Here is a 26,264-nt window from a genome sequence, read left to right on the forward strand (position 1 = left end):
AGTACTAAACTAAGCAACTACTTATAGTCGAGACTGTTGGTAATCTTTGTGATCAAACTGTAACATCATAGCTTATGAATCGTCAAATATTAAACTTAAATCAATGAAAATATTTTTCGCTCTTTTCTTTTCTTCCATTTTCTCGATTTGTTTAGCTCAAAAAAATGATACCCCAACTATTAATGACGCTCTTTTGAAATATGATTTTATTCAAGAACAACTGGTTAAAAATAAAGATACCATTACTTATTATCTTAAGAATTACAAAGTAAGCCCTAAAAATTTAGTTGTTTTCATTCAGGGTACAGATGCCAATCCGATTTTTTCCTATTCCTTAGAAAACGATAAAACTACTTTTTACCGTTGGTTTGGAGATGATTATAAAAATTTAGATTCAACCTATACGTATGCTATCATTCCAAAGCCAGGAATGGATGGGATTTACAAAGATGGTGAGATAATTATTCCAGAAAGCTACTATGAAAAAAACTACCTTGATTATAGAGTAAAACAAATAGATGCATCAATTAATCATATAATCACGAATCATCTTGTCAAGCCTGAAAAGATAATCGTTTATGGTCATTCAGAAGGTGCTGTAATTGGAGCTGCACTTGCTACAATGAACGAAAAAATAACTCATTTAGGGTTTTGGTCAGGAAATGTTCTAAATAATTTTTATGAATTTTCACTTTTCACTAGAATTGAATCGTTAAAAGGTGATATCTCTGATAAGGCTGCTCATGAAAATGCAATGGGTATTCTAGAATGGTACGAATCAGTGGTTAAAAACCCAAATTCAACCGAAATTGACCATTTTGGATTCACTAACAAACGCTGGTCTTCTTATGAAAAGGCTCCTATAGATTATTTAACTGAACTGACTATTCCGATATATGCACTGTTTAGAACTGAAGATGAAAGCACACCTATTGAAACTGCTTACTTACTTCCTGTGAAATTTATTGAGAATAGGAAAGAGAATTTGACTTTTGAAGTTTGTATTAGTTGCGATCATTCATATAAGGAGAAAACAGCAGATGGACAAAAATCACATTGGAATGAGCAGTTTATGAAATTTATTAAATGGACAGATAAAACAAAATGACGAACTGCCAACAATGTAATAAAGATAGGCGAAATGTCATTGAAATTAGGGCTTTTAGTTCTTGTCAAACTTTGTGCAAAATTGCAAGTTCTGTGCTTTTTAACCACCTCCTGTTCAGATACTAAACGTCGTGTGTAACTTCAAAATAATAAAACTATTGAATGAATTAATTGAAAAAATAAGTTCAAGATTTCCAAACTGTATTAGTGATAAAATAATTTTATCCGAAAATAAACAGAGAGAAATTGACTCGTTCATTGATGAAAATTCCTTTCTTAAAACTAATATCTCTTATGTTAATTTTCTTCTGATATACTCTGGGCTATCATATTTTGATGATAAAACGGATGAAGATCTTACTTTATATGGTTTTAACAATAGTGGAATTGAATTTAGCGATAAAGATTATTTTAATGAACCTTTTCTTGATTCTAAAGGTTATTTCTTATTTGGTCATTTATCATTACCTGAGCAAAATAAATTTTACGACTTTGTTTTTAATACAAAAAAAGCGATGGATATTTACATAAAAGAAAGCTCAGAGAAAAAAAATACTAGTTATAAGTTTTTATGTAAAAGTTTTGATGAGTTATTATATAAGATAACAATGAAAGAAATAAATTAAGCCGTAGATAACATCATATGATATCAGAGCACTTTAGTGCTAGATTAAGAAGTTATTTCCTTTTTGCAATGGTACTAAATACCTATTGAAGCTGGGTACAAGCTTTTGTAAATTGAATAAGAAATAAAAAACGCAGATAAATCGATTGTTTTAGGTGTGTTTGAGTTGCTCCGATTCATATATTTGGCGTTAGTATTAATACCCGAAATGAAGAAATCTAAAGAAAATAGCGAACATTATAATTGGGGAAATAACTGTAACGGATGGCATCTTGTTAAATCCGAAAATTTTTGGCGGTTAGAAGAAGAAACGCAAAAAGAACAAAATGAAAAACAATTATCAAAACCTTGGTGGAAGTTTTGGTAAATAAAAATACCAACCATTACCATTGTATATGAAATCATAGTCACTTATCAGTAGACTATGCTTCATGGTATACTAACTGTTTAGTTAATTAAAGTAAAAAAGAAATGAGTTACGATTTGGATTTTTGGAAATACAAAAAAGATACATATTTAAATAACCAAGAAGTATATGAAAAATGTTCTGAAGAAGAAATTGTTAATGGTTTAGAAGATTTACCAATTGATTTAATTCTAAAAGACATTCAAACTGAATTTACTGATTGGAAAATAGAAGAAAGTAATATTGATTATGAAAATCCAAAAGGAAAAGGAGCCTTTCAAATATTTACTACAAAGCAATTTGTTCGATTTGACTGCTATGGAATGGAAGGGGAAGATATGAATCGAATTATTGATGTAATGGATAAATACGATTGTCCGCTTTATGATCCTCAAGTTCCTCAGCGATATGACGGAAAATAAAAACTAACTAAACACTGTGCTTTTAAAGATGCATTGAAACACATTTTATACTCACAGTTAGCAAACATATTAACTAAAACCTCAGAAGGTTCCAAAATAAAATATTTAGAAAATTGATTATAAATGGATAAAAAAGAAAAAAGTCCGGCTAAAATGACCTTAACATTTGGAATTATTGGATTTCTTGCTGGAATTGGACTATTATTAGGTGGGAATATACTCATTGGAAGTTTTGGCTCTATTGCTAGTGCCGGACTTGCATATAAAGGATATAAGGATTTGAAAGAATTGAAGAACTCAGAAGATAAAAATACATAGTCATTTGAATTAATTAACTTGTCTCTACGTCTGAAAATCACAGCTGATTTTCCGTAACTGATCCTATATAAACCATTACCATTAATAAAATACTACAAAACATGAAAAAAAGAACCTACATATTATTTCTCATGATGATGTGTTTGCTTTTAGCTTGTAAGCAAAATTCTAATCAGTCAAATGACAATGGTATAAATATCAGTTATGAAAAAAGTGTAAAAGTCTTTAAGGATTATTATGAAAGTGGAGAACTACTTGTGTCAGGGCAGTATGAAGATGATAAAAAAGTAGGGGAGTGGATAAGCTATTTCAAAAACGGAGAGCCGTCAAAAATAGAAAACTACCAAGATGGAAAATTGGAAGGCACTTGGAAGGTATTTTACCCAACGGGGAAATTATATATGGACGGAGCACATCAACAAAACGCCAAAATAGGAACTTGGAAGCACTATTTGGATGATGGAACCCTTAAATATATTAAGCATTATGATACAGAGGGAAGTATAGGAGAATGGAAAAGCTATTATGATTCTGGTGAATTAGCTTCTGTAGAAAACTATCAAAAAGGCAAACCACACGGTTTGTGGACCGATTTTTATAAAAATGGTCAGATCTATAAGACTGGAGAGAAAATAGAAGGTAGACAAGATGGAATATGGAAAATCTATGATGATAAAGGAGTTTTGTTGTTAACTGAGACCTATGAAAATGGAAAAAAAATACAAGCAGTTCGCGCTAGTGAAGCTGATAATTGATTTTTAATTTGTAAAATTTGGTATAACTTTTTAGTACCTTGCCTTTTACATATGATTCAATTTATTTTAAATAATAAGATTATTCGCACAACTGCAAATGCAGGAATAACGCTTCTAGATTTTATTAGAGAACACAAGCAATTAAAAGGAACAAAAATTGGTTGTCGTGAAGGAGATTGTGGTGCTTGTACAGTTTTGGTTGGAGAACTAAATGAGGACAAGATCTCTTATCAAAGTATTACATCCTGCATTTCACCTTTGGGAAATGCCAACGGAAAACATATTGTTACGATCGAAGGGATTAATTTGCCGACAGCATTGAATACAGTACAACAAGCAATGACTGATAACTATGCTACGCAATGTGGGTTTTGTACGCCTGGTTTTGTGGTTTCTATGACTGGGTATGCCATAGGAAAAAGCCAAGCAACCTCAAATTCTTGTAACGATGCCATAAGTGGTAATATTTGTAGATGCACCGGATATAAATCTATTGAGAAAGCAGGGTTGCTTATAGAAGAGAAACTGCAAGAAAAAGACACTAATGACACCATGGCTTGGTTGATCAAAGAGGAGTTTATTCCTGATTATTTTGAAACCATTCCACAAAAATTGAAAGGCCTAGAGCAAAAATCTATTGCTAGCGAAGGAAAAATAGTTGCTAGTGGAACGGACCTATACGTGCATAATGCAGATCAACTTGCTGAAGAACAAGTTCATTTAATTGCAGGTCATAAAACTTTGACAGGGATTGAGTTTACAGATTCAACTTGTACTATAGGTGCTAATACCACGGTTACAGAACTTTTAGAAAACGAGAAATTACAAATCCTATTTCCGAAGTTAACCTCATTTCTTACACTAGTTTCTTCTGAACCCATACGCAATATGGGAACTTTGGGAGGGAATTTTGTCAATGCTTCTCCTATTGGAGATATGACAATTTTCTTTTTGGCACTCAACGCAACCTTAACGATTCAAACCAAAACAGGATCAGAACGACAACTAGCTTTTCAAGAATTTTATAAAGATTATAAAGTGTATGATTTACAAAAAGGAGAAATTTTAAAAAGTATTTCTTTTGACATCCTTAAGGACGGAGACTTTTATAATTTTGAAAAGGTAAGTAAACGAACACATTTAGATATAGCAAGTGTAAATACCGCTACAAGAATCACTTTGGAAAACGATGTGATAAAAACCGCACATTTCTCTATAGGAGGAACCGCTCCAATCCCAAAATATGCATTCAATACCAGTAATTTCTTAATCGGAAAAACAATTGATTCGGAAACCGTAAAAGAAGCAGAAACACTTTTACAATCTGAAATTGCACCAATTAGCGATGTAAGAGGATCATCAGAGTATAAGCGTTTATTAGCCAAACAGTTGTTCTTTGCACATTTCATTGAATTATTTCCAACAAAGGTTGAACTTCAAAAACTGACAGCACGATGAAGACGATGAAAAATATTGACAGTTTTACTCATGTTCGTGGAGAATCACTATTTGTAGATGATTTGATTACCAGACAAGATACGTTGTATGGATTGGTGTTTGATTCACCAAAGGCGCACGGAAAAATAAAACACATAGATTATACGAAGGCAGAACAAGTAGATGGCGTTGTAAAAATATTTACATACAAAGATGTTTTGGGTGAAAATCAAATCGGTGGGATTATTCCAGATGAACCTTTATGGGCTGAAGACGAAGTTCATTTTTGGGGACAACCGATTGCATTTATCGTTGCAGAATCTGAAGCTATTGCGAAAAAAGCACGTCTGCTTATTGACATAGAAATTGAAGAACTACCTCTAATTACAACGGCAAAAGAAGCTAAAGAGAAAAAAAGCTTTATCAATGCGCCACGTTCCTTTACACTAGGAGATACCAATGCTACTTTTTCAGGTTGTGATTATGTAATCGAAGGTGAAACATTTTCTAACGGTCAGGAGCATCTTTACTTAGAAACACAAGGTTGTTATGCTGTTCCGCAAGAAAATGGAAGTATCAAGATCACATCGTCTACACAAGGCCCAACAGCAGTTCAAAAAACGGCTGCTAAAGTTTTGGGAGTACCCATGCATAAGATTGAAATAGATGTCATTCGACTAGGTGGAGGGTTTGGAGGTAAAGAAGATCAAGCCACACCTTGGTCTGTTATGGCAGCAGTTGCCGTACAACATTTAAACAAACCTGTAAAATACATTCTTAATCGTCATGATGATCTGCGTATGACCGGAAAGCGTCATCCGTATTCCTCTTTTTTTAAAATTGGACTCAATAAGAACTTAAAAATAATTGCCTTTGAAGCTGAGTTTCTACAAAACTCTGGTGCAGCAGCAGATTTATCACCTGCAATAGCCGAGAGAACATTATTTCATGCCACTAACAGTTATTTTGTTCCTAATGTCAGTACAACGGTGTATAGCTGTAAAACAAACCTACCTCCTAATACAGCATTTAGGGGTTTTGGTGGTCCTCAGGGAATGTTTGTCATTGAATCTGCTATTGCCAAAGCAGCAGATGAAATAGGTATTGACAGGCGAAAAATTCAGGAAGCTAATTTACTGGCAGAAAATGATGAGTTCTCTTACGGACAAATCGCGACCAACGTTGAAGCCCAAAATACTTGGTTTACCGCAAAAGAAAAGTTTGAACTTGATATACTAGAGAAAGAGATTACTGATTTTAACGCTAATAATGATCATTTCAAAAAAGGAATTTCGTTAATGCCTGTTACCTTCGGGATTTCATTTACGAATACGATGATGAATCATGCAAGAGCATTGATTCATATCTATCAGGATGGTAGCGTTGGCGTGAGTACAGGAGCGGTAGAAATGGGGCAAAGCGTTAATACGAAGATGTTACAAGTCGCTCAGAATGCGTTGGGTATTTCCGCTAATAAAGTAAAATTAGAAACAACCAATACCACTCGTGTCGCCAATACTTCACCTTCTGCGGCAAGTTCGACAGCAGATTTAAACGGAAAAGCTGTGCAAAAAGCTTGTACTGCATTACTAGAAAGATTAACAAAAGTAGCTGCTAAAATGATGACTGAAGAGGTAGCTAAAATTTCTTTTAATGAGGATTATGTTTTCGTAGATGGCAAAAAATCAAATATAACTTGGGAAGCAATCATTGCTCAGGCCATGGCTGAACGAATTGCCTTGTCAGAAAATGCACATTATGCAACACCCATTATTCATTTTGATAAAACAAAAGAAAAAGGGCATCCATTTGCATACCACGTTTATGGTACTGCAATTACATCAGTTACCGTGGATTGTGTGAGAGGAATCTATGAAGTTGACTATGTGAAAATTGTACATGACTTCGGAGAAAGCATGAATTTTGGTGTAGATATAGGACAGGTAGAAGGTGCGCTCGCACAAGGAATTGGTTGGATGACTATGGAAGAAATCTCTTATAATAACGATGGACGATTATTGTCGAATGCATTGTCGACCTACAAAGTACCAGACATATTTTCTGCTCCAAAAACAATAGAAACTATAGCTGTAGAAACCGATGGGAACGATATGGCGATCCACAAATCTAAAGCGGTTGGTGAACCTCCATTAATGTATGGAATTGGAACATACTTTGCCATTCAGCAAGCCGTAAAAGCATTCAATAAAAATTATAAACTAAAGTTTGATTCGCCGTTTACACCAGAAAAGGTATTAATGGGATTGTACGAAAAGTAATAACCTTGAGCAAAACCATAAAACTACAATACACTAAAGCTAATATTCTAAGAGGGGCTATTATCTATAGTTCTGGTGATTTAATCGCTTCAATACTACTAGGAGAATTTTCTGTTTATCGATTATTAGGTATGATCGTATTGGGAGCAACACTATATGCTTTAGAAATCCCGAATTATTTTGCCTGGATAGAGGTTAAAACAAGGGATATAACTGGAACTAAAAAAACGCTTGTTAAAACAGGATTAGCGATACTGTATTTTAATCCTTTATGGATCGCTCGTCATTTGTTGTTTATCAAACTTTTCTTAGGAAATTTTAATCAAATCGACTTAAATTTACTGAAAATAGCATGGTTATCATTTTTGGTCAATATCCCTATATCGTTTGTGGCTAATTATTTAATTCAAAATAAAGTAAACTTACCTTGGCGATTTTTGGCTAGTGCTATATTCTCTGCATTAATGGCTATTTATTATGCATTAAGTGAAGTGATTTTTAATTAAAAGTGGGTTATATTTTTTAATAAAACGTATGAAATTCTGGCAACATCTTTTATCAAAATTACGAGATACCCAAAACGTATATGTACTAACTGTTATAGAAAACATTGGTAGTTCTCCTGGCAGAAAAGGATTTAAAATGCTGGTTGCTGAAGACGGTTTTATTTTTGGTTCTATTGGAGGAGGCGTTATGGAATTTTCATTGGTTGAAGAAACCAAAAAAATGCTACAAGATGGGGATTTGAAAATATTCTTGAAAAAACAAATACATCAAGGCCACAAACAAGATGGCTCAGGAATGATTTGCTCAGGAGAGCAGACGGTGGTCTTTCATCCTTTAGATACAAATCACGTTTCGGTTATTGAAGGAGTTCTGGATTGTTTGCAGGCTAATGCTAAAGGAACACTAACACTAACACCTAGATCAATCAATTTTTCTAATGAACAGCAAGAAGATAAATTTGAATACAAGATAACGTCATCTCAAGATTGGTTTTATAAAGAATATATAGGATTTAGAAGTACATTATATATTGTTGGTGGAGGACATGTAAGTGTGGCCGTTTCTGAATTGTTTGTCACTCTTGGATTTCATGTTGTGGTTTTTGATAATCGAGAACATCTAAATACGATTGAGCTAAACACAAGTGCACATCAAAAGCTAATAATAGACTTCAACGAAATAGCGGATTACATTTCAGAAGGTTCAGAGAGTTATGTCGCAATTATGACCAACAAATACACTTATGATAAATTAGTGCTGAGTAAACTTATTAGAAATAACTATTCGTACATAGGTGTACTTGGGAGTACCGCAAAATTAGAAACAATGTGGGAGGTTTTACAAAAAGAAGGTATTACAACGTCTCAATTAAACAAGATTCACGCACCTATAGGGCTTGCTATAAAAAGTCAAACCCCAAATGAAATTGCAGTAAGTATTGCTGCTCAGGTTATTAAAATCAAAAACATGAACCAATAATATATTTTGTTTCTTAACCTAAAAAAGATACATTTCCATCCGATTTTAATTCGTGGTTGAAGAGATAGACTAAAAACATTAAATTATATAGAAATGACAGAAGAGGATAAGAAATTTATGAGGCGTGCAATTGAACTTGCAGAAAATGGCATGGATTCTAATACAGGAGGTCCATTTGGGGCGGTGATTGTAAAAAATGGAGAAATAATAGCGGAAGGATGTAACAAGGTTACCTCGCAGAATGATCCTACTGCGCATGCAGAAGTAGATGCCATTCGTACAGCTTGCAAAAAATTAAATACTTTTCAGTTAGAAGATTGTATAATTTATACTTCTTGTGAACCTTGCCCAATGTGTTTGGGAGCTATCTATTGGGCTAGACCTAAAAAAGTTTTTTATGGTTGTACCCGTGAAGATGCTGCGGATATCGAATTTGATGATCAATTAATTTATGATGAGATTGCAGTAGGCATTGGTAATAGACAAATAGAGTTTACCAACGGACTACGTGATGAAGCAATAAAAGTTTTTCAAAAATGGGATTCGAAAACTGACAGAACCGAATATTAATAAAAATTTAAATCAAGGAATCGTGTAAGAAAGATTTTCGAAACCGACAGATGTATTGTTAGGGATCTTACTGTATGAGACACTGACAAAACGTTCGGTAACACTTTAAGAAAAAATCTAATTAATGTATATTGATAGCCTATCCAAAGGTCAAATTTATGGGAGTAAATAAAATGCTAAATTATATTAAAGATGTATTAGATAATATGCCAACTGACTGGTTGAATCTAACTACGCATCGACTAGATATTTATAATGAAAAACTGGCAAAAACTCAATTCTTAGAACAGTTTGAAACCTTATTTAATGACAATAATTCTGAAACATCAATACTAGCTGAATTACCAACGGCTTATGACTATATTCGATTAGGTCACCCATTATCTTGTGTACTAGAATGGGGGATCGCTAACTTAAATAGTTTAAAACCAGAAAATGTAATCAGTTTTTCATCAAAGACGATTCCTATTTTGGCAATTCTAAGGAAAAATTTGTTAGATGATAAAAACACCCAAATCATTTATACAGATGAATTACCTCATTTTTTTGATGCTGAAGTATTAAAGAATGTTTATGGTTATAAGTTTGATTTAAAGCATGTTGAGGATGTGTCAGCCATTCCTGACTTTAACGGAAGTACCATTTTAATTTCTGAAGAAGATGAAATTAAAACTATTGGTCTTATTCCAAATGTCGACTTTTTTATAAGTGTTTATTCTGATTTAGGAAGTATTTTATTAGTAAATGGCGAACAAAATCAAAGTTACATTTCAGAAATTCAACATGTAAGAAGAAGAGAGACCATTGCTATGACACCAGCCAATTGTCTTATTGCATTGCGTGCTCTAATAAAGAAGTCTTCTTTTGATAGTAAGAAAAATAATGTCGAGACAAACAAAACAAGTGTCCTAGATTCAATTGTAGCAATTACCGGTACAAACACAAAACCACTAGTTGGTTCTAGCGGCCTATCTATTCAATATGCGATTATGATGGGGTTAGTTCACGATGCACAAGAAAAACATAAAGGAAAGGCTATCAAATTTGTTGTTCCACCAAATTGTTACGGTGGTACAAATGATCAGGCAAGACGAGTTGCTGCTTGTATTGATAATGTGGAAGTGGTGGACTTACCAGTGGATGGTGATAATGATATGGTACAAAGTATAGATTTAGTTTTAGATAAAATTGCTAAGGAAGATGCTATCCCTTATATCATTGCTGAAATTCCAACGAATCCTAGAGTCGAAGTTCCTGATCTAATACAGTTAAAAGATGCTTTAAGTAAAGTACGTAAAACTGCAGCTGGTGAAATTGCTGTCGATCCCGTTTTTATTTTGGATCAAACATTTTGTCCTAATGTGCTATTTCTGGGAGAAGGTGAAATACTCTCAACCGTTCGTGCTATTTCGTACGCTAGTGGATCGAAATTTCCAAGTGGTGGACAATGTACAGCTGGTTATATTGTAGGTAATGAAAAAGCGAACTCTTTAATGGAGAAAATAGAATTGCATCTTAATCTTTGTGATAACGAAGCAACAGCGCTACAATATGAGATATTAGCCAAACAGCTGCCTTCAATGAATCAAAGAATTAGTGATGCCTACAAGAATACACGCGAATTTGTAAACTTCATCAATGATACTTTACCAGAGGCGAAAATTAATTTTGTTTCGTCAGCATTGGCACAGCAAGGATTTACCCCATCAGTATTTTCATTAGATCTTCCAACTAAAGGCACTACTGATGAAGAAAAAGAATCTTATAAACGAGCGCTAAATCATAAATTAATCAATTTAATGATTACAGAGATTCCCAATGAAAGTAAATACTGTGTGAGCTATGGCCAGTTAAAAGGATGTTACTGGACGATACCAGCAACATCTACTCAAGGGACAACTAAAGAAGGTGACAAAGATTATATTGCCCGCGTAGCACTTTCACCAAATATGGATCTTGAACTTCATAAAAAAGTTTTTTTAGATTTTGTCGGAAAAATTTAATTATAATGAAGGCGGTGAGAGCTTTCCAAGGTATTCATATTATTGAGTGTTTTTCTATGTTTTCAATTATTGGACTTTTTTACAACTATATTTTTCGGAAACTTATGAGCTACTAGTTGTTGCTTTAGTTTCGATTGCACAAGTTTTGGTTATTAGACATACATGTCTTTATCGGAGGAGCTTTTAAATTTTTATCAAAGGAAAGTGTTGACAGATTAGTCGATTATTTAGTAACATTTTACGCTATTAAGACACATATAATGTTAGAACCAATTATAAAGTAATTATGAAAAAATTAGTCCTTTTTATCTCATCGATACTATGTCTCTTCATAGGTAACTCACTTTTTAGCCAAGAGATTAATTCAGCTCAAATTGATGCTCTTGTTGCCAGAGCATTAGATTCAACTCCTTCTGTTGGGATTGCCGTAGCTGTTGTAAAAGATGGAAATCTAATTCATTCTAAAGGGTACGGAGTTAAATCTATTGAAAACAAGAATAAGGTAGATAAGCACACATTGTTTGCTATTGCCTCTAATTCTAAGGCGTTCACAGCTGCCGCATTGTCGATTCTGGTAGATGAAGGTAAACTTAATTGGCAGGATAGGGTGATCGATCATATTGCTGAGTTTAAAATGTACAATGATTATGTAACCGCTAATTTTACTATTGTAGATCTTCTAACTCATAGAAGTGGTTTAGGCCTTGGAGCAGGTGATCTGATGATTTTTCCTGATGGAGGAGATTTTACCATTAAAGATGTTCTTACTAGTTTTCAATACCAGAAATCTACTTCTGACTTTCGGACTAAATATGATTATGACAATTTATTGTATATAGTAGCAGGAGAAGTAGTGGCAAGGGTGAGCGGAATGAGCTGGTCTGATTTTGTGCAATCAAAAATATTTGCACCATTAGGTATGAATAACTCAGTACCCACAAATTCGAGACTACAAAAAAATGCCAATCTTGCATTGCCACACGATTCAGAAGGTGAGCAAATAAGACAATTACCAATTTATGATGGAGATCTTGTAGCTGCAGCGGGTGGTATTTATGCAAGTGTCGATGATTTGAGTAAATGGATGACCATGCAATTAAATAGGGGTAAATATGGAAAGGATTTGTCTAATGAATTATTCTCAGAAAAACAACAAAATCAGATGTGGAAGCCCCACACTAACTTAGGGTTTACTACAAAACCAAATCCGAGAACAAAGCAACATTTTGCAGCCTACGGTTTAGGTTGGTTCATCATAGATAAACAAGGGAAAATTGTTGTTTCCCATACCGGTGGTTTGCCAGGTATGCTTTCTAAAACAGTTTTAGTTCCTGAACTTAATTTGGGAATTGTAGTTTTAACGAATTCATCATCTGGAGGAAGCGCATATAGTTCCATTCCAGAGATGATACTTGATTCTTATTTAGAGATTGAAGAAAGAGACTGGATTAAAGAATTGGCAGATAGAACAAAAACTAGGGGTAACGAGTCAGATGCGTTGACTACTGAAGTATGGAAGGTTGTTGAGGAAAACAAATCTTCCATCATTGATTTAAATAACTATGCGGGGACTTATAAAGACAACTGGTTTGGCGAAGTAGAAATTGCAATGAAGGATGGTAAGCTTTGGTTTATATCCAAACGATCACCAAAGTTGAATGGTCAAATGTATTTTTATAAAGCTACTACATTTGCAATTAAATGGGAATATACCGACATGAATGCAGATGCATTTGCCACATTTAGTTTAAACGAAGAAGGCAAAGGAATAGGCATAAAAATGAAAGGTATCTCTCCTAATATTGATTTTAGTTTCGATTTTCAAGATTTAGACTTAAAACGAGTTAAACATTGAACACTATAAATTCAGGTATTTTCACGGGTTAATTCCCCCATATTTTCTATATAAATTACTGTCAGAAATTTGCTACAAAAAAATATAAAAATATATTAAAAGAAAACTTATGTCAGGAACAATGAACACAACTTCTTGGTTCGTCTCAACCAAGACTGTTAATGGTGTATCAACATCAAAACTTGAAAAACAAATAGGCACATCTACACCGATGGAATTTAAAATTAAAGGCGTTTGTTATTCTCCGTGCCCTATTAATGGATCCAACGGGAATGCTCCAGGTATGGGCGACTGGTTTTGGGATACTTTTTCTGGGACGGGATACAAAATTACTGGCTGGGATGTACTTTGGGCTAGTGGAAGTCCAAATCGAGAAGATTTAAAAAGAATCAAGGCACTTGGTGTAAATACCATCCGGGTCTATTCAATGCTTTCACGTCAGGTACAACTCAAATCAGGATACCCGAAAAATGTTGGTGGTAAGGAAGTATATGAATATGATTATCCATCATATCCTTGGGATTCAACAGTTCATAAGTTTACTCATAATAATTTTTTAGATGCCTGTGAAGAGGTTGGACTATCGGTTCTTGTTGGAGTACCTTTACCACAAGGGATGTTTTGGAAAGAACTTTACGATAACCCAGCAGCAGTATCACAAAATCAAAAAACTTTCTGGAAGGAAGTGCTAAAGGAAACTGTAGAATCGGTAGGAACACACAAAGCTGTAATGGGATTTATAGTGCAGAATGAGCTAGATGATAATACGCACTTGTATGAAGACAAAGCGAAAGCTAAGTTTTGGTGGTCGCAAGCTGAAGTATTTTCAAAAATCGCAAAAACAGCTGCACCAAATAAGCTAGTTGGTATGGCAGTTCATGATAATCCACTAATTACACAAAATTGTCAGACTTATATGGCTGCATGCCCATCAATTGATTTTTGGGGAGTGAATACGTATCAAACACAAACGTTTAGATCTATTTTTATTGATAATTCCTTTTCTCCTCCTGCAGGTTACAACGTTTTGACGGGTGATGCTATTAAACCGGTAATTTTTACAGAATATGGAATTCCGGCTACAGGTCATTCTACTCCAACTGATCCATCAACAATTTATTCGGATAATGCTACAGAGACACTTACAGCAAATGTCCTTACTAATGTACTACCACAAGCTTATGGAGTTCAACCGACTTCACCACTTAAACCGTATGATTCAGGATTGTGTCTTGGGTTGTATTATTTTGAGTATTGTGACGAGTGGTGGAATCAAGGAGGTAGCCCGGATATATATACTTGGTATGGAGGAGCAGCTTCAGGTTTTCCTAATGGGTTTTGGGATCAAGATGGTTTTGGGATTTATTCAGTTGCTCGTGGAGGAAATCTGGAAAATAATGCAACTATTTGGAATCAACCTTCTCCAGGCTATGGTTCACCTAATACACCTGTAGATGTTCATACAGAACGCACACCAATTGCTACAGCGATCAAGAAGGCATTTGACGATGTAACGTAATTGTAAAAAAGTATTTTCAGTACTTGGCCTCTGTTATTTCAGTAAATAGAGGCCTTTTTTTGATTTATCATAAAACTATCTCCGTATGGCATACCCGCAAGAAGAAGGTAATTCTTTTAGAAAATTCATTACCAATTTAAAACTGAATCTAAAATGTGTTTTTAAAAATATCATAACATTCCCTTTAGTATATAACGCTTAATTGTAGGTGATACCCTACCGTTTTGTTGTTTAGACTAAATGGAATTAGTAATCCTTATTTCAGAATACACAGGGAAAAATGTCGTTCTAGAGATTATAAATGACAATCTTTCATAGATTCATAATAGCTGCGATACTCATCATAGCTTACTTTTTTTCTGCCTTTTTCCAGTACAATAGTATCCTGATTAGAGAATTCTGAAAAAGGAACTGTTTTTTTAGGAAAGCCTTCTATAACTATTTCAAAATAACTATCTGGTGTAATATTACTAGTATCCATTTCTATACTGAATTTACCATCGTAATCTGAAAAAGCGTATGTACAAGAAGTATCAGATAATTGCAATTTTACAACAGCAATGGGTACAATAGATCCATCTGGTTTATGAATGTTACCTTCAATTATTTGTATTCCGGTTGTACCAACAGGAGTTGTAGAAGTTAAAGTAGTGCTAGTATCTTCTCCTTGTGTTTTGGTGTTTCCAGAAAGGTCTTCGATCGTCCAATCATCAAGTTTTTCACCTTTTTTATATGCTCCTTTCACAATAACACCGGATGCATCCTGACGCCAATAATCGCCATGTTTCTTTCCATTCTTGTAGTTAACCTTTTCTTTAGATCCACCTTTCGTAATATACCATAAACCTTCTTTTTTTCCTTTTTCATAATTTCCTTCTTCAGTAAAAGTAAAGCCATTGTCAGAATTATAATAATAACCATTTCTTTGATCATCTTCATAATTCTCTATTGTTGATAAATCTAAAGATCCTTTTTTTCTGAAAATTAGAAAATGCAACCATTCTCCGTGCTTTTTACCTTTTCGATATTCAATTTTATGAATACCTATCAGTTTTTTGTCCTTAAATTCTCTTACATAATATTTACCATTAAGCTCATTTTCTTGATTAATCTCTATTAGCTCATTATATTCATCATTAGTAAGTTGTATATATCCTCCTTCAATAGGAGATTGCCCTTTTACAACAAAAGAAAAAAGTAATGATAGGATCAATATAATTGAAGTATTTTTCATGATTTTAATAAATTGTATTTGTGTGATTTTTTCCCTTGGTAACGAATAAAGTTAGGTTATTTTTATTGCTTTTCAAATAGTTATGACCAATTCACAACCTATTTGCTTTAGTACTTATATATCAAAGACAATACCATTTTGTTACCCTCTCAAAGAATAATATTATTTAAATGAAAATATAGAACTTTATGTCTATGCATAAAAGTTAACTAATGCTATCCATAGTTGTGATTAATGTTTGTTTTTTAATATGATTTACTGAAATGATATTGGATTTTGGATAACGTTAAGAGGGATACTAACGAGAGTAAATCTCATTGCATTGGTTTTCTTTTTATCATGCCTCCTTTAATATCTTTAACCTGGTCCATCACAATAAATGCATTTCTATCTATTTTGTCAATTTCGGTACTCAGTTTAGCTATTTCTAAACGGGTCAATACTGTATATACTATTTCGAAGTTAGCACGTTCTCTATTAGGTTTATCATACCCTTGTTTTCCATGGTATATAGTACATGCTTTCCCCATTTTATTGGTTAGCATTAACCTGATTTCTTCATTTTTTTTAGAAATAATGGTAACACCGATATATTCTTCGACTCCATCAACTATGTAGTTCACGGTTTTAGCTGCGATTAAATACGTAAGAATTGCATATAATGCAGTTTCCATGGAAAGTAAATAAGCACCCACCGAAAATATAACGATATTAATCAATAGTATGATATCTCCAACAGTCATGTGCCATTTTCTACTTAGATAAATTGCCAAGACCTCCGTACCATCAATAACACCACCACCTCTCATTGTCATACCGATTCCTAAACCTAAAAAGAAACCTCCAAAAAAAGCAATCAATAATTTATCTTCTGTTATTATGGGATAGGGTATAAAATGTACTGCGATAGCCAAAGCGGTAATAGCGATAATACTTTTGATAGCAAATACGTTGCCTATAGTTCTGGCCCCTAAAATTATAAAAGGAAGATTCACAATAATAAGTAGTAACCCCAAGGATATATTAGAGAATACTTGTAACAATAGAGAAACTCCTGTGGCACCACCATCAATAAATTGATTAGGGAGTAAGAAGCCATTAAGTCCAAATCCAGCAGAAAGAACTCCCGCCGATATAAATATTATTTCTTTTACAGAATGAACAAACTCTACGTGTCCTTTTCTTAACTCGGTTACAATCTGTCGTTTCAGAATTGCTTGATTACCACTTTTGGTTTTTAACCTTTTTTTGGCGCGCAGTAATAGGATATATTGTAATAGTGGATTCATTTATTAAATATAGTCAAAATTGACAGGAATGATTGATTGTGAGTGTTTTAATAATAGCTGTTTTGGGTGTTTTTTGTACGAAACCGTGAATTTAGTTTTTAGTATAAATACTGGAAACGGAAAAACTGTTTTATGACAAAAAAATAAGGTAAATTAGAAACAACAGATAAAATAAAAATGATCTACTATGAAGTTTGAGTTAGATAAAGCAATATTGATTTTAGAAAGAACCCCAATACTCCTAAAAGGTTTTCTGAAGGAATTGCCTTCTGAATGGATTTATAAAAACGAAGGAGGGAAAACTTGGAGTCCTTTTGATGTGATGGGGCATTTAATTCATGGAGAAAAGACTGATTGGATAGTTAGAACCGAAATTATTTTGAGTGATGTTCCTGATAAAACGTTTGAACCTTTTGATAGGTTCGCACAATTCGAAAACAGTAAAGGAAAAACACTCTCGGCATTACTCATAGAATTCGAAACTCTCAGAAACAGTAACCTTATGCTATTAAAATCAAAAAACCTTTCTTCTGGTGATCTTAATCGTAAAGGAATGCATCCCGAATTAGGAGAGGTCAAATTGAGCCAACTCTTGGCTGCTTGGGTTGTACATGATTTAGGACATATTGCTCAAATTGTTAGAGTAATTGCTAAGCAATACAAAGACGAAGTTGGTCCTTGGCCACAATATCTGACTATTTTAAATTATAAACCAATGGAATAGATATTACTATTATATAAAGATTGGAATCCTATAAGCTTGAAAAATTGAGATAACCTTAAAAGGGATATTTGTGTCTTTAGTAGTCTAAATAATTGGACTAATCAAACTAATAAACAATAAGCAAATTATCCCTTCATTAGGAAAACAATTAGAAATCGAAATCAATATTCTGCATAAGTTTCTGGCAAAAGTTCCAGTTGATAAATTTGATTGGAAATCTCATGAAAAGAGTATGGATGGAAAGATGTTATGATTACACCTCACAGATATTCCCGGTTCGACAGAAATGGGACTTACTACAGATAAACTGGATTTTACTACATCACTTTATCAACTAATACCTGTAACAAATGCAGAAGAATTATTAGCACTTTTGGATACATCTTGGAAAAAGAGTAAAAAAATATTAAGTAATGCTAAGGAAGATGACTTTCTTCCAATATGGACAATATATAGTGGAGATCAAATTTTTATGAAAATGACCAAATATGAGGTAATCAGACCTGTATTGCGCTAAATAGTGCATCATAGAGCACAATTAGGAGTGTACTTTAGATTATTTGATATTCCTATTCTGGGGACATATGGAACAAGCGCAAATGATTAAAATTTTTAAAATTCTCAATTCGAAATAGTTAGATTAAAAGCAAATTGAAGCTTAATTAAAATAATCTAAGGTATTCCCATAACTAATATAAAATTTTTATTCGTAGCTTTACGATTAACGAAGATGTGCCTAATTATCAAAACTCAGGTTTGGCATCATCTTTGCAAATCAATAAGTAATTAATTTAAATTTTAACAATGAACAAAGGAACAGTAAAATTCTTCAATGACGCCAAAGGATTTGGATTCATAACGGAAGAAGGTTCAAACAAAGAACATTTTGTACACATTTCAGGATTAGTAGACGAAATTCGTGAAGGCGATGCAGTTGAATTTGATCTACAAGAAGGTAAAAAGGGTTTAAACGCAGTAAATGTAAAAGTAATTTAATATATACTACATAACTTTTTTAATAGACAAGCCTATCAATTTTGATAGGCTTTTTTAATGGATTATGTTATTGAATATCTGTAGTTAATTATTATATATGATCCTAAAACTACTATAAAGTGTAATATTTTTTTTGAATTTTAAAACCTGAAAAACAGATAGTTAGTTCTTTTTTTTATTTTTTTGGAATGGTGTTGTAACAATTTGTAACCTTTTGCATCAAAGAGGAAATCAAAACAAAACATCATGAGAAATTTAAAAATCACCCTTGTATTATTTGCAATTATTAATCTGGCTTTTAGTCAAGCTCCCGCGATTACCGTAGAGGTGTCAGGAAACGGAAGTCCGATCTTATTTTTACCTGGTTTTACTAATCCTGGATCAATCTGGGATGAGACTGTCTCTCATATACAAGGTGATCAAGAACATCACTTAATATCATATGCTGGATTTGATGGTAATACACCTATTGCAATGCCATGGTATGATACGATAAAGAAAGAATTGATTGATTATATTAAAGAGAATGAGCTGATTAATGTTACTATTATTGGACATAGTATGGGAGGAAATCTAGCAGTAGATATTGCCGCTGCCTTACCTGATGTAATAAAGAATCTTGTACTTGTGGATTCGATCCCTTGTATGCGCGAGTTAATGATGCCAGGCGTTCCAGAAAGCCAGATTCAGTATGAAAGCCCATATAATAAACAGATGTTAGCAATGAATGACGATCAGTTTAAACAAACCGCCATGATGATGGCTCAAAACATGACTAATAAAAAGGATAAAGTCGATACTTTGCTTAATTGGATACTAAAAGCAGATCGAGAAACGTATGTTTACGGATATACAGATCTTTTAAAATTAGATCTTAGAAAAGTACTAGATAAAGTTACTGCAAAAACTTTAATTTTAGGAGCAGCTTTTCCTACTATTGAAATGGCAAAAACAAATTATGAGAAACAATATGCTACCCTATCTGATAAAACCATAGAGATGATACCTGATAGTAAGCATTTTATTATGTTCGATCAACCAGAATTATTTTATAAAAAAGTAAATGCTTTCTTGATTAATGAGTAAAAAGAACCAGCAACTTTTCGAAACAATCTATAAGCAATGTTATCCGATGGTACTACAAATGTGTCTGGGTTATATGAAAGGAGATACTGATTTAGCCAATGATTTGTCTCAAGAAGTATTTATCAATATCTGGAATGCAATGGAGAGCTTTATGGGGAAATCCAGTCATAAAACATGGGTGTATCGAATTACAGTAAATACTTGCTTGCAGTATATCAGAAAAGAAAAAAAGAAGAAAAAGGTATCTATAGAGAAAGTTGAATATGCGCTGACAGAGGAGTCTTCAGAATCAACTTCAGATCAAAATCAGAGCCTTTATCTTGCTATAGGTACCTTAGAAGAATTAGATCGATTATTAATTATGATGGTTTTAGATGGGCAGGATTATGATACCATCTCAGAAGTTATGGGAATAAAACCAACGAATGTAAGAGTAAAGATTCACAGGATTAAAAAAAGACTTAAAAAAATATTAGATAATGAATAACGAATTTGAAGCATTGCAGAATCAATGGCAAAAGGATAAAAGCAGTATTGAAAGCACATCATATGACATAGAAGACTTGTTCTCATCAATAAGAAAAAAGAAAAGTTGGAGCACGCGTTTTCATTATGGAAATATCTCGGTGTTATCCATAGTATTAATAGGAATAATCGCTTTTTTCTATTTTGTAGCTCCGGTGCAGGAGCTATTGAGTAGAGTAGGTGTAGGATTAATGGTTGGTGGATTATTAACAAGAATTATTATAGAGATCATTAGTGTATCTAAAACAAAAAAGATAAATATGTTGGATGATGCATTACAGACAACAAATGATACGATTACTTTTTATAACTTTAGAAAAACCATTCACGGACCCATAACTATTGGAATCATAGGTTTGTATACGATAGGTTTTTATATGATTACTCCAGAGTTTAGTTTGTATTTTGAAACTTGGCAAATGATTTTAATAGATGTTTCATACATCATCGGTGCGATCATCCCTTTTGTTGCCGTTCGAAAAAATATTAAGAAAGAAATAAAGATTTTGTTAGAAATCATCCAGTTAAAAAAGAGAATGACAGAAGAGATTGTATAACGTAAATAATAGGCTAATTGATAAGATATATTAATCTGCCATCCATATGGTCTGCAACCTTACCATAGGCTATTAGAGACGCTCCAATAGTCCAGCGTTTAGAGGAACCAATGCTGTACCAAAAAGAATATCGCTGGTATAACCAATTTCCTTGAATATTCTTTGGACGTGTTAAATAAAAACCAAACTGCTGTAAGAAATAAAAGTCACCAATAGAGAAATGATGCCCAGCAGTAATGGCTGAGGAAAAAGCAGAATCGTTGATTCCTTGCTGTCTTGCTATTTCTCGGTCAGAGTAATCGTACCACAATTCTATACCGGTATTTAAACCATTGATCCCAGATACCGGTTTTAGAATTCCACCCATGAACCCAATCAAAAGATGATTGGAAGCTTCAGCATCTCTATCAGATGATCTCAGACTGGCAAATGTGCCTATATAATAATCTAGTGAAGTGTCATAAGAACGCAAGGATTTGGGTTTTCGTTTTAATGATGTATTGTTGATGACTTTGTCTACACCTATAGAAAGCGTCGGAAAGTTCATTCCCTTATTAGGTTGTTTTTGGCCTCCATTAGAAATGTGATTGTAGTTCGCAGATAGATTGATGGAATAAGTATCATTAATATGGTAGTTAAGATTAAGCGACAAAGCTAGATAAAAACTAAAATGCGTGCTGAATAATAAATTCTCAGGGTTTGTTTCTTCATCAAATTTTTTATTGAGATAGGTACCTCCTATAGAACCTCTCAGAGAAAACTTTAAAGGACCTCGGTATGTAAAATAAGGCTCTACAAAGTAAATCAAGTTATAAGAACTACCTAATACATCAGGATTATTATAATTATAATAAGCAAAAGAAAATCCTGACCTACCATAGCAAAAACAGGTTTTCCAGGCCTTGTCACTAGTCTTTAGCCAGCTATATTCTAGTTGTATTCCATAAGGATTCGTTTGCGAAATAGGTTTTAATTCTGGTGAATGTGCTATGATAAAACCGTAATGTGATTTTATACCATAAAAAGTAGGATTTGACTGAGCCCAAAACGAAGTATATCCGAATACTAAAGCTGATAATAAAGCTGCCTTTTTCATTGCAAATCAGTGTCTTATTAAATTTACTGAAAATTAAGTTAAGAGAAATGAAATTTTAAATAAATTCAAATGGTATTATTAGTACATTAGAGGTAATCAACATTATACAACTACATTTTGGAACCAATCATAACCATTGATGAGGTCATCGCTTCTTTAGATGATATTATTCTTAAGTCACAAACCAATAATGATCCACTAGGATATTTTGCTGCTTTGTACAGAAGGGTAACCTTAAAAGTCAAGGAAGGTATAGAGAATGATTTTTTTGATGATGGTCCAAGGATGGAAAAGCTGGATGTGATTTTTGCTAGTAGATATCTGGATGCTTATTTTGACTATCAGGAAAACAAACCAGTAACAGATTCTTGGAAAATTGCTTTTGATGTATCTACAGACTATTGGCCAATAGTGCTACAACATCTATTAATTGGAATGAATGCACATATTAATTTAGATCTGGGCATTGCAGCGGCAGAAGTTTCTATAGGAAAAAATATAGAAGATCTTAAAGTGGATTTTGATAAAATCAATGAGATTCTTTCATCTTTAGTAGTAGAAGTTGAAAATGATTTGACGAATATCTGGCCAACACTAAAAAAGATTCTAAAATTTACTCGTAAAGTAGATAATTTTCTTATCGACTTTAGCATGGAGTTAGCTAGAGATGGAGCCTGGAAATTTGCCAAAGAAGTAGCTGCTATTCCAAATGATCAATTAAAAGTACTAATCGAACAAAGAGATCAAAAAGTAGCACAAAAAGCCTTAATAATTACTAATCCAGGATTTATTGCAGGAGTCATATTAGGGATTGTCAGAATAGGTGAGCGTGGTTCTGTCTTGGCGAAAATTCAGGAATTGTTACATTGAATAAACTTATGGAGAACGAAAATTTTGTTTTATTCAAGTTATTAATAAAGTGTTTAGAGGATAAAACATATTCTTTACTAGAAATTAAGCAAATAGGAATCAAATATTATTTGATTATCCATCATCAAACGTTTTCCAAAACTTTCATTAACCGCTTTGGAAAACGAAAGGAGTATACTCATATATGGCAAATAACTAATTGGTTAGAAGAGACTTTTGATATTAAAAAAGAAGAATTAAAAATTCCCAAACTATAAACCTATGGATAAATTTATGCAAGCTACAATAGAAGAGGCAAAAAAAGGACTTAAAGAAGGCGGTGTACCTATTGGGTCTGTCATTGCATATAGAGATAAGATCCTGGGCAGAGGCCATAATAAAAGGGTTCAAGAAGGAAGTGTAGTACTTCATGGAGAAATGGATGCGTTTGAGAATGCAGGTAGACAACCTGCTTCTGTTTATAAGAAATGTACATTATATACTACATTGTCACCCTGTTCTATGTGTACAGGAGCTATATTACTATACGGAATACCCAAAGTAGTTATTGGTGAAAACGAAACGTTTTTGGGTTTTGAAGCTCTTTTAAAAGAAAATGGAGTAGAAGTAATTGTCCTCGACAATCAGGAGTGCAAAGATTTAATGAATACATTTATAAAAAACAAACCCGAAATCTGGAATGAAGATATCGGGGAGTAAATGAAATTCAATTAAAGATAAAATATCATTCCGTTTCTTCAGTTTTTCTACTCAATACCTCTTCGGGGAAAGGGAAAATAATTGTAGAGTTCTTTTCTGCAGCAATATTAGATAGCGTTTGATACAGTCTTAATTTTATGGCAGAGGGAGATTGATCGATTAATTTACCTGCTTCCAGTAACTTACCTGCAGCTTGTTCTTCTGCCAGTGCTAAGATAATTTGAGCTCTTCTTGATCGTTCCGCTTCCGCTTGATTAGCCATCATTCTTCGCATATTTTCTGGCAACTGAATATCTTTTATTTTGACATCGATAATTTCAATACCCCATTGTCTGGTTTCCTGCTCTACAATACCTTTGATATTTTTACCCATTTCTTCACGTTTAGATAAAATGGTGTCTAATTCTACCTTACCACATACATCTCTTAATGCTGCTTGAGATAATTGTGTAATAGCAAATTTAAACTCTTCTACCTCCAATACTGCTTTTTCAGGGTCATTGATCTTAAAAAAAACTACTCCATCAATACTACAAGGCACATTGTCTTCTGTCATTACTTCCTGCGAGATCACATTAATTGTGATTACACGAATATCTACGACTTGGATCGTTTCTACAATAGGGATAATCCATCTAAAACCCGGTTGTAGGGTTTTAATATATTTTCCAAAACGGAATTTTAAGGCTCTTTTATATTCAAAAACGATGCGTATTCCAGCGAATAGAAAAACTACAAAGATAATACTGGCAACTGTTATTGGGTTCATTTTGACTTGTGTTTTGTATTAAGTACTTAGTAATTGTAAAAAGCCTTAAAAAGAAACTAAGGAGGGGAAAGGGTATAACTTTTTTGGCTTCAAAAATGTAACATAAAAAGAAAGTAGAAAACTTCCATTTTTGTTTAAGGAGTTCCTTTTAAAGTTACGAAAAATGGAAAGGAGTACAAAACATTTAACGATTTGTATCTACACTAAGCTTATAATTATTTATGGGAAGTAAGTTATCAAAGAACAAACATCAACAATGTTAGAAAAACGCTGTAAATAATTGATTTGTAATTGATAAAAGTAAGTTACTTTCTCCTTTGGAAACATAAACACGACATTTCTTAATATAGTCAAGAAGATATCAGTCTGATTTTAAGCGTTTTTAATACTAAAACATCTTAAAATTTTCTTATGTTTTTAGAATTCAGCTAAAAAAATGCGATAAAAATAACGCAAACGTTTGCGTTGTTCAAATTCGTATAAATCCTTGTAGGATCTTAGGTCTTGTATATTCTGTTCTAAATTATTGCTAAAAAATTAATATTAAAACTGAATATTCAATATAGTTTAATGTATTTATTTAATAAATTAATAAAATCGTTCATAATTTGGTAACATAATCATTAACCAAAATGTAATATTATGAGAATGTTAGTCAAATCTTTTGGAGTTTTGTTATTAATTTATTTTACATCTGCCTGTGAAAAGGAAGATATCATCCTCGAAGAATCTTCGAATGCTATCGAAAGTATAGATGAGTCATATGAAAAGGCTGGGCCTTGGAGTAGACAATTTACGGATAATTTTAATGCTAATGGTAATTTGAACAAATGGGAAAGAACGCATAATAGAGCGGATTATAATTCTAGTCGTTGTACTTACAGAAACTGGAATGCAGAAATAGCAAGTCTTGATGGCCGTAGTTGTTTGCGTTTGCAAGCCTATAAATCGGGTAACGACTCCTATGAATCTGGTCATGTGAAATCCAATTTTGATTTTCATCCTGGAAGAAATGAAGAGTATAGATTGACTGCAAGAATTAAATTAATCGCTAGAGAAGGAAACAATTATAAAGGATTTGCAGAAACTTATGGAGCATGGCCCGCATTTTGGACGGTGAATGAAAGAAGTAATACCTGGCCTACTCGTGGAGAAATTGATATTATGGAAGGATATTCTTTTGGTAATTCTGCAAGATTTGCCAGTAACTTATTTTATGGTCAAAACTATTTACAAAATCAGCTTGGTAACAATGCCGAAAGAGGCTACAATGTAGGAGAAGGATGGCACACCTATCAACAAAGGTGGATCAATAGAAATGGTTCGGTAACGGTTCAAATTTATGTAGATGGTAATCGTGTTGCTAACTACACTAATAGTGTGGATAATGACTTAAAACTAGAGAATTTTAAAGACCACAATATTATATTTAATTTGAATGTAGGTTCAGATACAGGTATTTTTAATAATTCCAGAATAAATATTTTATGGAATACCTATATGTACGTAGATTATGTTAGATTGGATAAACGAAGTCTCTAAAAGAACAATACTATTAAAGCTAAATTTACTGTCTCGTGGTTATTTCGAGACAGTTTTTTTGTGCTTTATAGTTGATAAAAGATCTAAGATGTAATA

Annotated in this window: 28 protein-coding genes; 24 read left to right on the forward strand and 4 right to left on the reverse strand. The window is 33.1% G+C overall.

Going from position 1 to position 26,264, the window contains the following annotated elements:
• Positions 1 to 103 precede the first annotated feature (103 nt).
• The 14 genes from Q0910_RS07315 (at position 104) to Q0910_RS07380 (ending at position 14,781) form a co-directional block, all read left to right on the forward strand.
• Complete coding sequence (locus Q0910_RS07315) at positions 104 to 1,108, forward strand: hypothetical protein (RefSeq protein ID WP_299214220.1); 1,005 nt, start codon at positions 104 to 106, stop codon at positions 1,106 to 1,108.
• A 157-nt stretch (positions 1,109 to 1,265) separates the two neighbouring features.
• The gene (locus Q0910_RS07320) at positions 1,266 to 1,733 is read left to right on the forward strand and encodes a hypothetical protein (protein WP_299214223.1); all 468 of its coding nucleotides are present in this window, start codon (positions 1,266 to 1,268) and stop codon (positions 1,731 to 1,733) included.
• A gap of 207 nt (positions 1,734 to 1,940) precedes the next feature.
• On the forward strand, positions 1,941 to 2,099 hold the full coding sequence (locus Q0910_RS07325) for a hypothetical protein (RefSeq protein ID WP_299214226.1): 159 nt from the start codon (positions 1,941 to 1,943) through the stop codon (positions 2,097 to 2,099).
• Positions 2,100 to 2,203: 104 nt separating this feature from the next.
• On the forward strand, positions 2,204 to 2,560 hold the full coding sequence (locus tag Q0910_RS07330) for a hypothetical protein (protein ID WP_299214228.1): 357 nt from the start codon (positions 2,204 to 2,206) through the stop codon (positions 2,558 to 2,560).
• A gap of 153 nt (positions 2,561 to 2,713) precedes the next feature.
• The gene (locus Q0910_RS07335) at positions 2,714 to 2,878 is read left to right on the forward strand and encodes a hypothetical protein (RefSeq protein ID WP_299214231.1); all 165 of its coding nucleotides are present in this window, start codon (positions 2,714 to 2,716) and stop codon (positions 2,876 to 2,878) included.
• Positions 2,879 to 2,979: 101 nt separating this feature from the next.
• A complete protein-coding gene (locus tag Q0910_RS07340) occupies positions 2,980 to 3,633 on the forward strand; it encodes a toxin-antitoxin system YwqK family antitoxin (RefSeq protein WP_299214234.1) in 654 nt (217 codons plus the stop codon).
• A gap of 51 nt (positions 3,634 to 3,684) precedes the next feature.
• Positions 3,685 to 5,091 (forward strand): FAD binding domain-containing protein, encoded by a 1,407-nt coding sequence (locus tag Q0910_RS07345; RefSeq protein ID WP_299214236.1) that lies wholly within the window; start codon positions 3,685 to 3,687, stop codon positions 5,089 to 5,091.
• On the forward strand, positions 5,088 to 7,349 hold the full coding sequence (locus Q0910_RS07350; RefSeq protein WP_299214239.1) for a molybdopterin cofactor-binding domain-containing protein: 2,262 nt from the start codon (positions 5,088 to 5,090) through the stop codon (positions 7,347 to 7,349). The genes Q0910_RS07345 and Q0910_RS07350 overlap by 4 nt, the downstream gene beginning before the upstream one ends.
• A gap of 5 nt (positions 7,350 to 7,354) precedes the next feature.
• Positions 7,355 to 7,855, forward strand: a complete 501-nt coding sequence (locus Q0910_RS07355; protein WP_299214242.1) for a hypothetical protein — start codon at positions 7,355 to 7,357, stop codon at positions 7,853 to 7,855.
• 28 nt (positions 7,856 to 7,883) lie between these two features.
• A complete protein-coding gene (locus tag Q0910_RS07360; RefSeq protein ID WP_299214245.1) occupies positions 7,884 to 8,834 on the forward strand; it encodes an XdhC/CoxI family protein in 951 nt (316 codons plus the stop codon).
• A 93-nt stretch (positions 8,835 to 8,927) separates the two neighbouring features.
• Entirely contained in the window at positions 8,928 to 9,404 is a 477-nt protein-coding gene (locus tag Q0910_RS07365) for a nucleoside deaminase (protein ID WP_299214247.1), read from the forward strand.
• Between the two features lie 158 nt (positions 9,405 to 9,562).
• Positions 9,563 to 11,407, forward strand: a complete 1,845-nt coding sequence (locus Q0910_RS07370; protein WP_299214250.1) for a PLP-dependent transferase — start codon at positions 9,563 to 9,565, stop codon at positions 11,405 to 11,407.
• 286 nt (positions 11,408 to 11,693) lie between these two features.
• Positions 11,694 to 13,262, forward strand: a complete 1,569-nt coding sequence (locus Q0910_RS07375; protein ID WP_299214253.1) for a serine hydrolase — start codon at positions 11,694 to 11,696, stop codon at positions 13,260 to 13,262.
• Positions 13,263 to 13,371: 109 nt separating this feature from the next.
• Positions 13,372 to 14,781: a hypothetical protein gene (locus Q0910_RS07380; RefSeq protein WP_299214255.1), complete on the forward strand. Its 1,410-nt coding sequence runs from the start codon at positions 13,372 to 13,374 to the stop codon at positions 14,779 to 14,781.
• Between the two features lie 295 nt (positions 14,782 to 15,076).
• On the opposite strand, the gene Q0910_RS07385 is transcribed toward Q0910_RS07380, so the two are convergent.
• Both Q0910_RS07385 and Q0910_RS07390 read right to left on the reverse strand, forming a co-directional pair.
• Entirely contained in the window at positions 15,077 to 16,015 is a 939-nt protein-coding gene (locus Q0910_RS07385) for a hypothetical protein (RefSeq protein ID WP_299214257.1), read from the reverse strand.
• A gap of 314 nt (positions 16,016 to 16,329) precedes the next feature.
• Positions 16,330 to 17,304, reverse strand: a complete 975-nt coding sequence (locus Q0910_RS07390; RefSeq protein WP_299214260.1) for a YitT family protein — start codon at positions 17,302 to 17,304, stop codon at positions 16,330 to 16,332.
• A gap of 187 nt (positions 17,305 to 17,491) precedes the next feature.
• Here Q0910_RS07390 and Q0910_RS07395 point away from each other — a divergent pair, with 187 nt between their 5' ends.
• From Q0910_RS07395 to Q0910_RS07420, 6 genes are all read left to right on the forward strand, one after another.
• Complete coding sequence (locus Q0910_RS07395; protein ID WP_299214263.1) at positions 17,492 to 18,028, forward strand: DinB family protein; 537 nt, start codon at positions 17,492 to 17,494, stop codon at positions 18,026 to 18,028.
• Positions 18,029 to 18,314: 286 nt separating this feature from the next.
• Positions 18,315 to 18,545: a hypothetical protein gene (locus Q0910_RS07400; RefSeq protein ID WP_299214266.1), complete on the forward strand. Its 231-nt coding sequence runs from the start codon at positions 18,315 to 18,317 to the stop codon at positions 18,543 to 18,545.
• 287 nt (positions 18,546 to 18,832) lie between these two features.
• Positions 18,833 to 19,024 (forward strand): cold shock domain-containing protein, encoded by a 192-nt coding sequence (locus tag Q0910_RS07405; RefSeq protein ID WP_091410689.1) that lies wholly within the window; start codon positions 18,833 to 18,835, stop codon positions 19,022 to 19,024.
• A gap of 246 nt (positions 19,025 to 19,270) precedes the next feature.
• A complete protein-coding gene (locus Q0910_RS07410) occupies positions 19,271 to 20,110 on the forward strand; it encodes an alpha/beta hydrolase (RefSeq protein ID WP_299214268.1) in 840 nt (279 codons plus the stop codon).
• On the forward strand, positions 20,103 to 20,597 hold the full coding sequence (locus tag Q0910_RS07415) for a sigma-70 family RNA polymerase sigma factor (protein ID WP_299214271.1): 495 nt from the start codon (positions 20,103 to 20,105) through the stop codon (positions 20,595 to 20,597). The genes Q0910_RS07410 and Q0910_RS07415 overlap by 8 nt, the downstream gene beginning before the upstream one ends.
• On the forward strand, positions 20,590 to 21,192 hold the full coding sequence (locus tag Q0910_RS07420; RefSeq protein ID WP_299214274.1) for a hypothetical protein: 603 nt from the start codon (positions 20,590 to 20,592) through the stop codon (positions 21,190 to 21,192). The genes Q0910_RS07415 and Q0910_RS07420 overlap by 8 nt, the downstream gene beginning before the upstream one ends.
• A gap of 13 nt (positions 21,193 to 21,205) precedes the next feature.
• Here the strand turns inward: Q0910_RS07420 and Q0910_RS07425 are convergent, their stop codons facing one another.
• Positions 21,206 to 22,288 (reverse strand): acyloxyacyl hydrolase, encoded by a 1,083-nt coding sequence (locus Q0910_RS07425; RefSeq protein ID WP_299214277.1) that lies wholly within the window; start codon positions 22,286 to 22,288, stop codon positions 21,206 to 21,208.
• Positions 22,289 to 22,405: 117 nt separating this feature from the next.
• On the opposite strand from Q0910_RS07425, the gene Q0910_RS07430 reads away from it, so the two are divergent.
• The 3 genes from Q0910_RS07430 to Q0910_RS07440 are packed head-to-tail and all read left to right on the forward strand — an operon-like array spanning position 22,406 to position 23,857.
• Positions 22,406 to 23,158 carry a DUF5995 family protein gene (locus Q0910_RS07430; protein WP_299214280.1) on the forward strand — a complete coding sequence of 251 codons (753 nt, stop codon included), beginning with the start codon at positions 22,406 to 22,408 and terminating at the stop codon, positions 23,156 to 23,158.
• An 8-nt stretch (positions 23,159 to 23,166) separates the two neighbouring features.
• Positions 23,167 to 23,415: a hypothetical protein gene (locus tag Q0910_RS07435; RefSeq protein WP_299214283.1), complete on the forward strand. Its 249-nt coding sequence runs from the start codon at positions 23,167 to 23,169 to the stop codon at positions 23,413 to 23,415.
• A gap of 4 nt (positions 23,416 to 23,419) precedes the next feature.
• Positions 23,420 to 23,857: a nucleoside deaminase gene (locus tag Q0910_RS07440; protein ID WP_299214285.1), complete on the forward strand. Its 438-nt coding sequence runs from the start codon at positions 23,420 to 23,422 to the stop codon at positions 23,855 to 23,857.
• 25 nt (positions 23,858 to 23,882) lie between these two features.
• Here Q0910_RS07440 and Q0910_RS07445 read toward each other — a convergent pair whose 3' ends face one another.
• Positions 23,883 to 24,626, reverse strand: coding sequence for a slipin family protein (locus tag Q0910_RS07445; protein WP_299214287.1), 744 nt, complete (start codon positions 24,624 to 24,626; stop codon positions 23,883 to 23,885).
• Between the two features lie 642 nt (positions 24,627 to 25,268).
• Here Q0910_RS07445 and Q0910_RS07450 point away from each other — a divergent pair.
• The gene (locus Q0910_RS07450) at positions 25,269 to 26,168 is read left to right on the forward strand and encodes a glycoside hydrolase family 16 protein (RefSeq protein ID WP_299214291.1); all 900 of its coding nucleotides are present in this window, start codon (positions 25,269 to 25,271) and stop codon (positions 26,166 to 26,168) included.
• The last annotated feature ends 96 nt before the right edge of the window (positions 26,169 to 26,264 follow it).

Origin of the sequence: uncultured Aquimarina sp. (genome assembly GCF_947495315.1) — a bacterium.
Classification (GTDB): Bacteria; Bacteroidota; Bacteroidia; order Flavobacteriales; family Flavobacteriaceae; genus Aquimarina.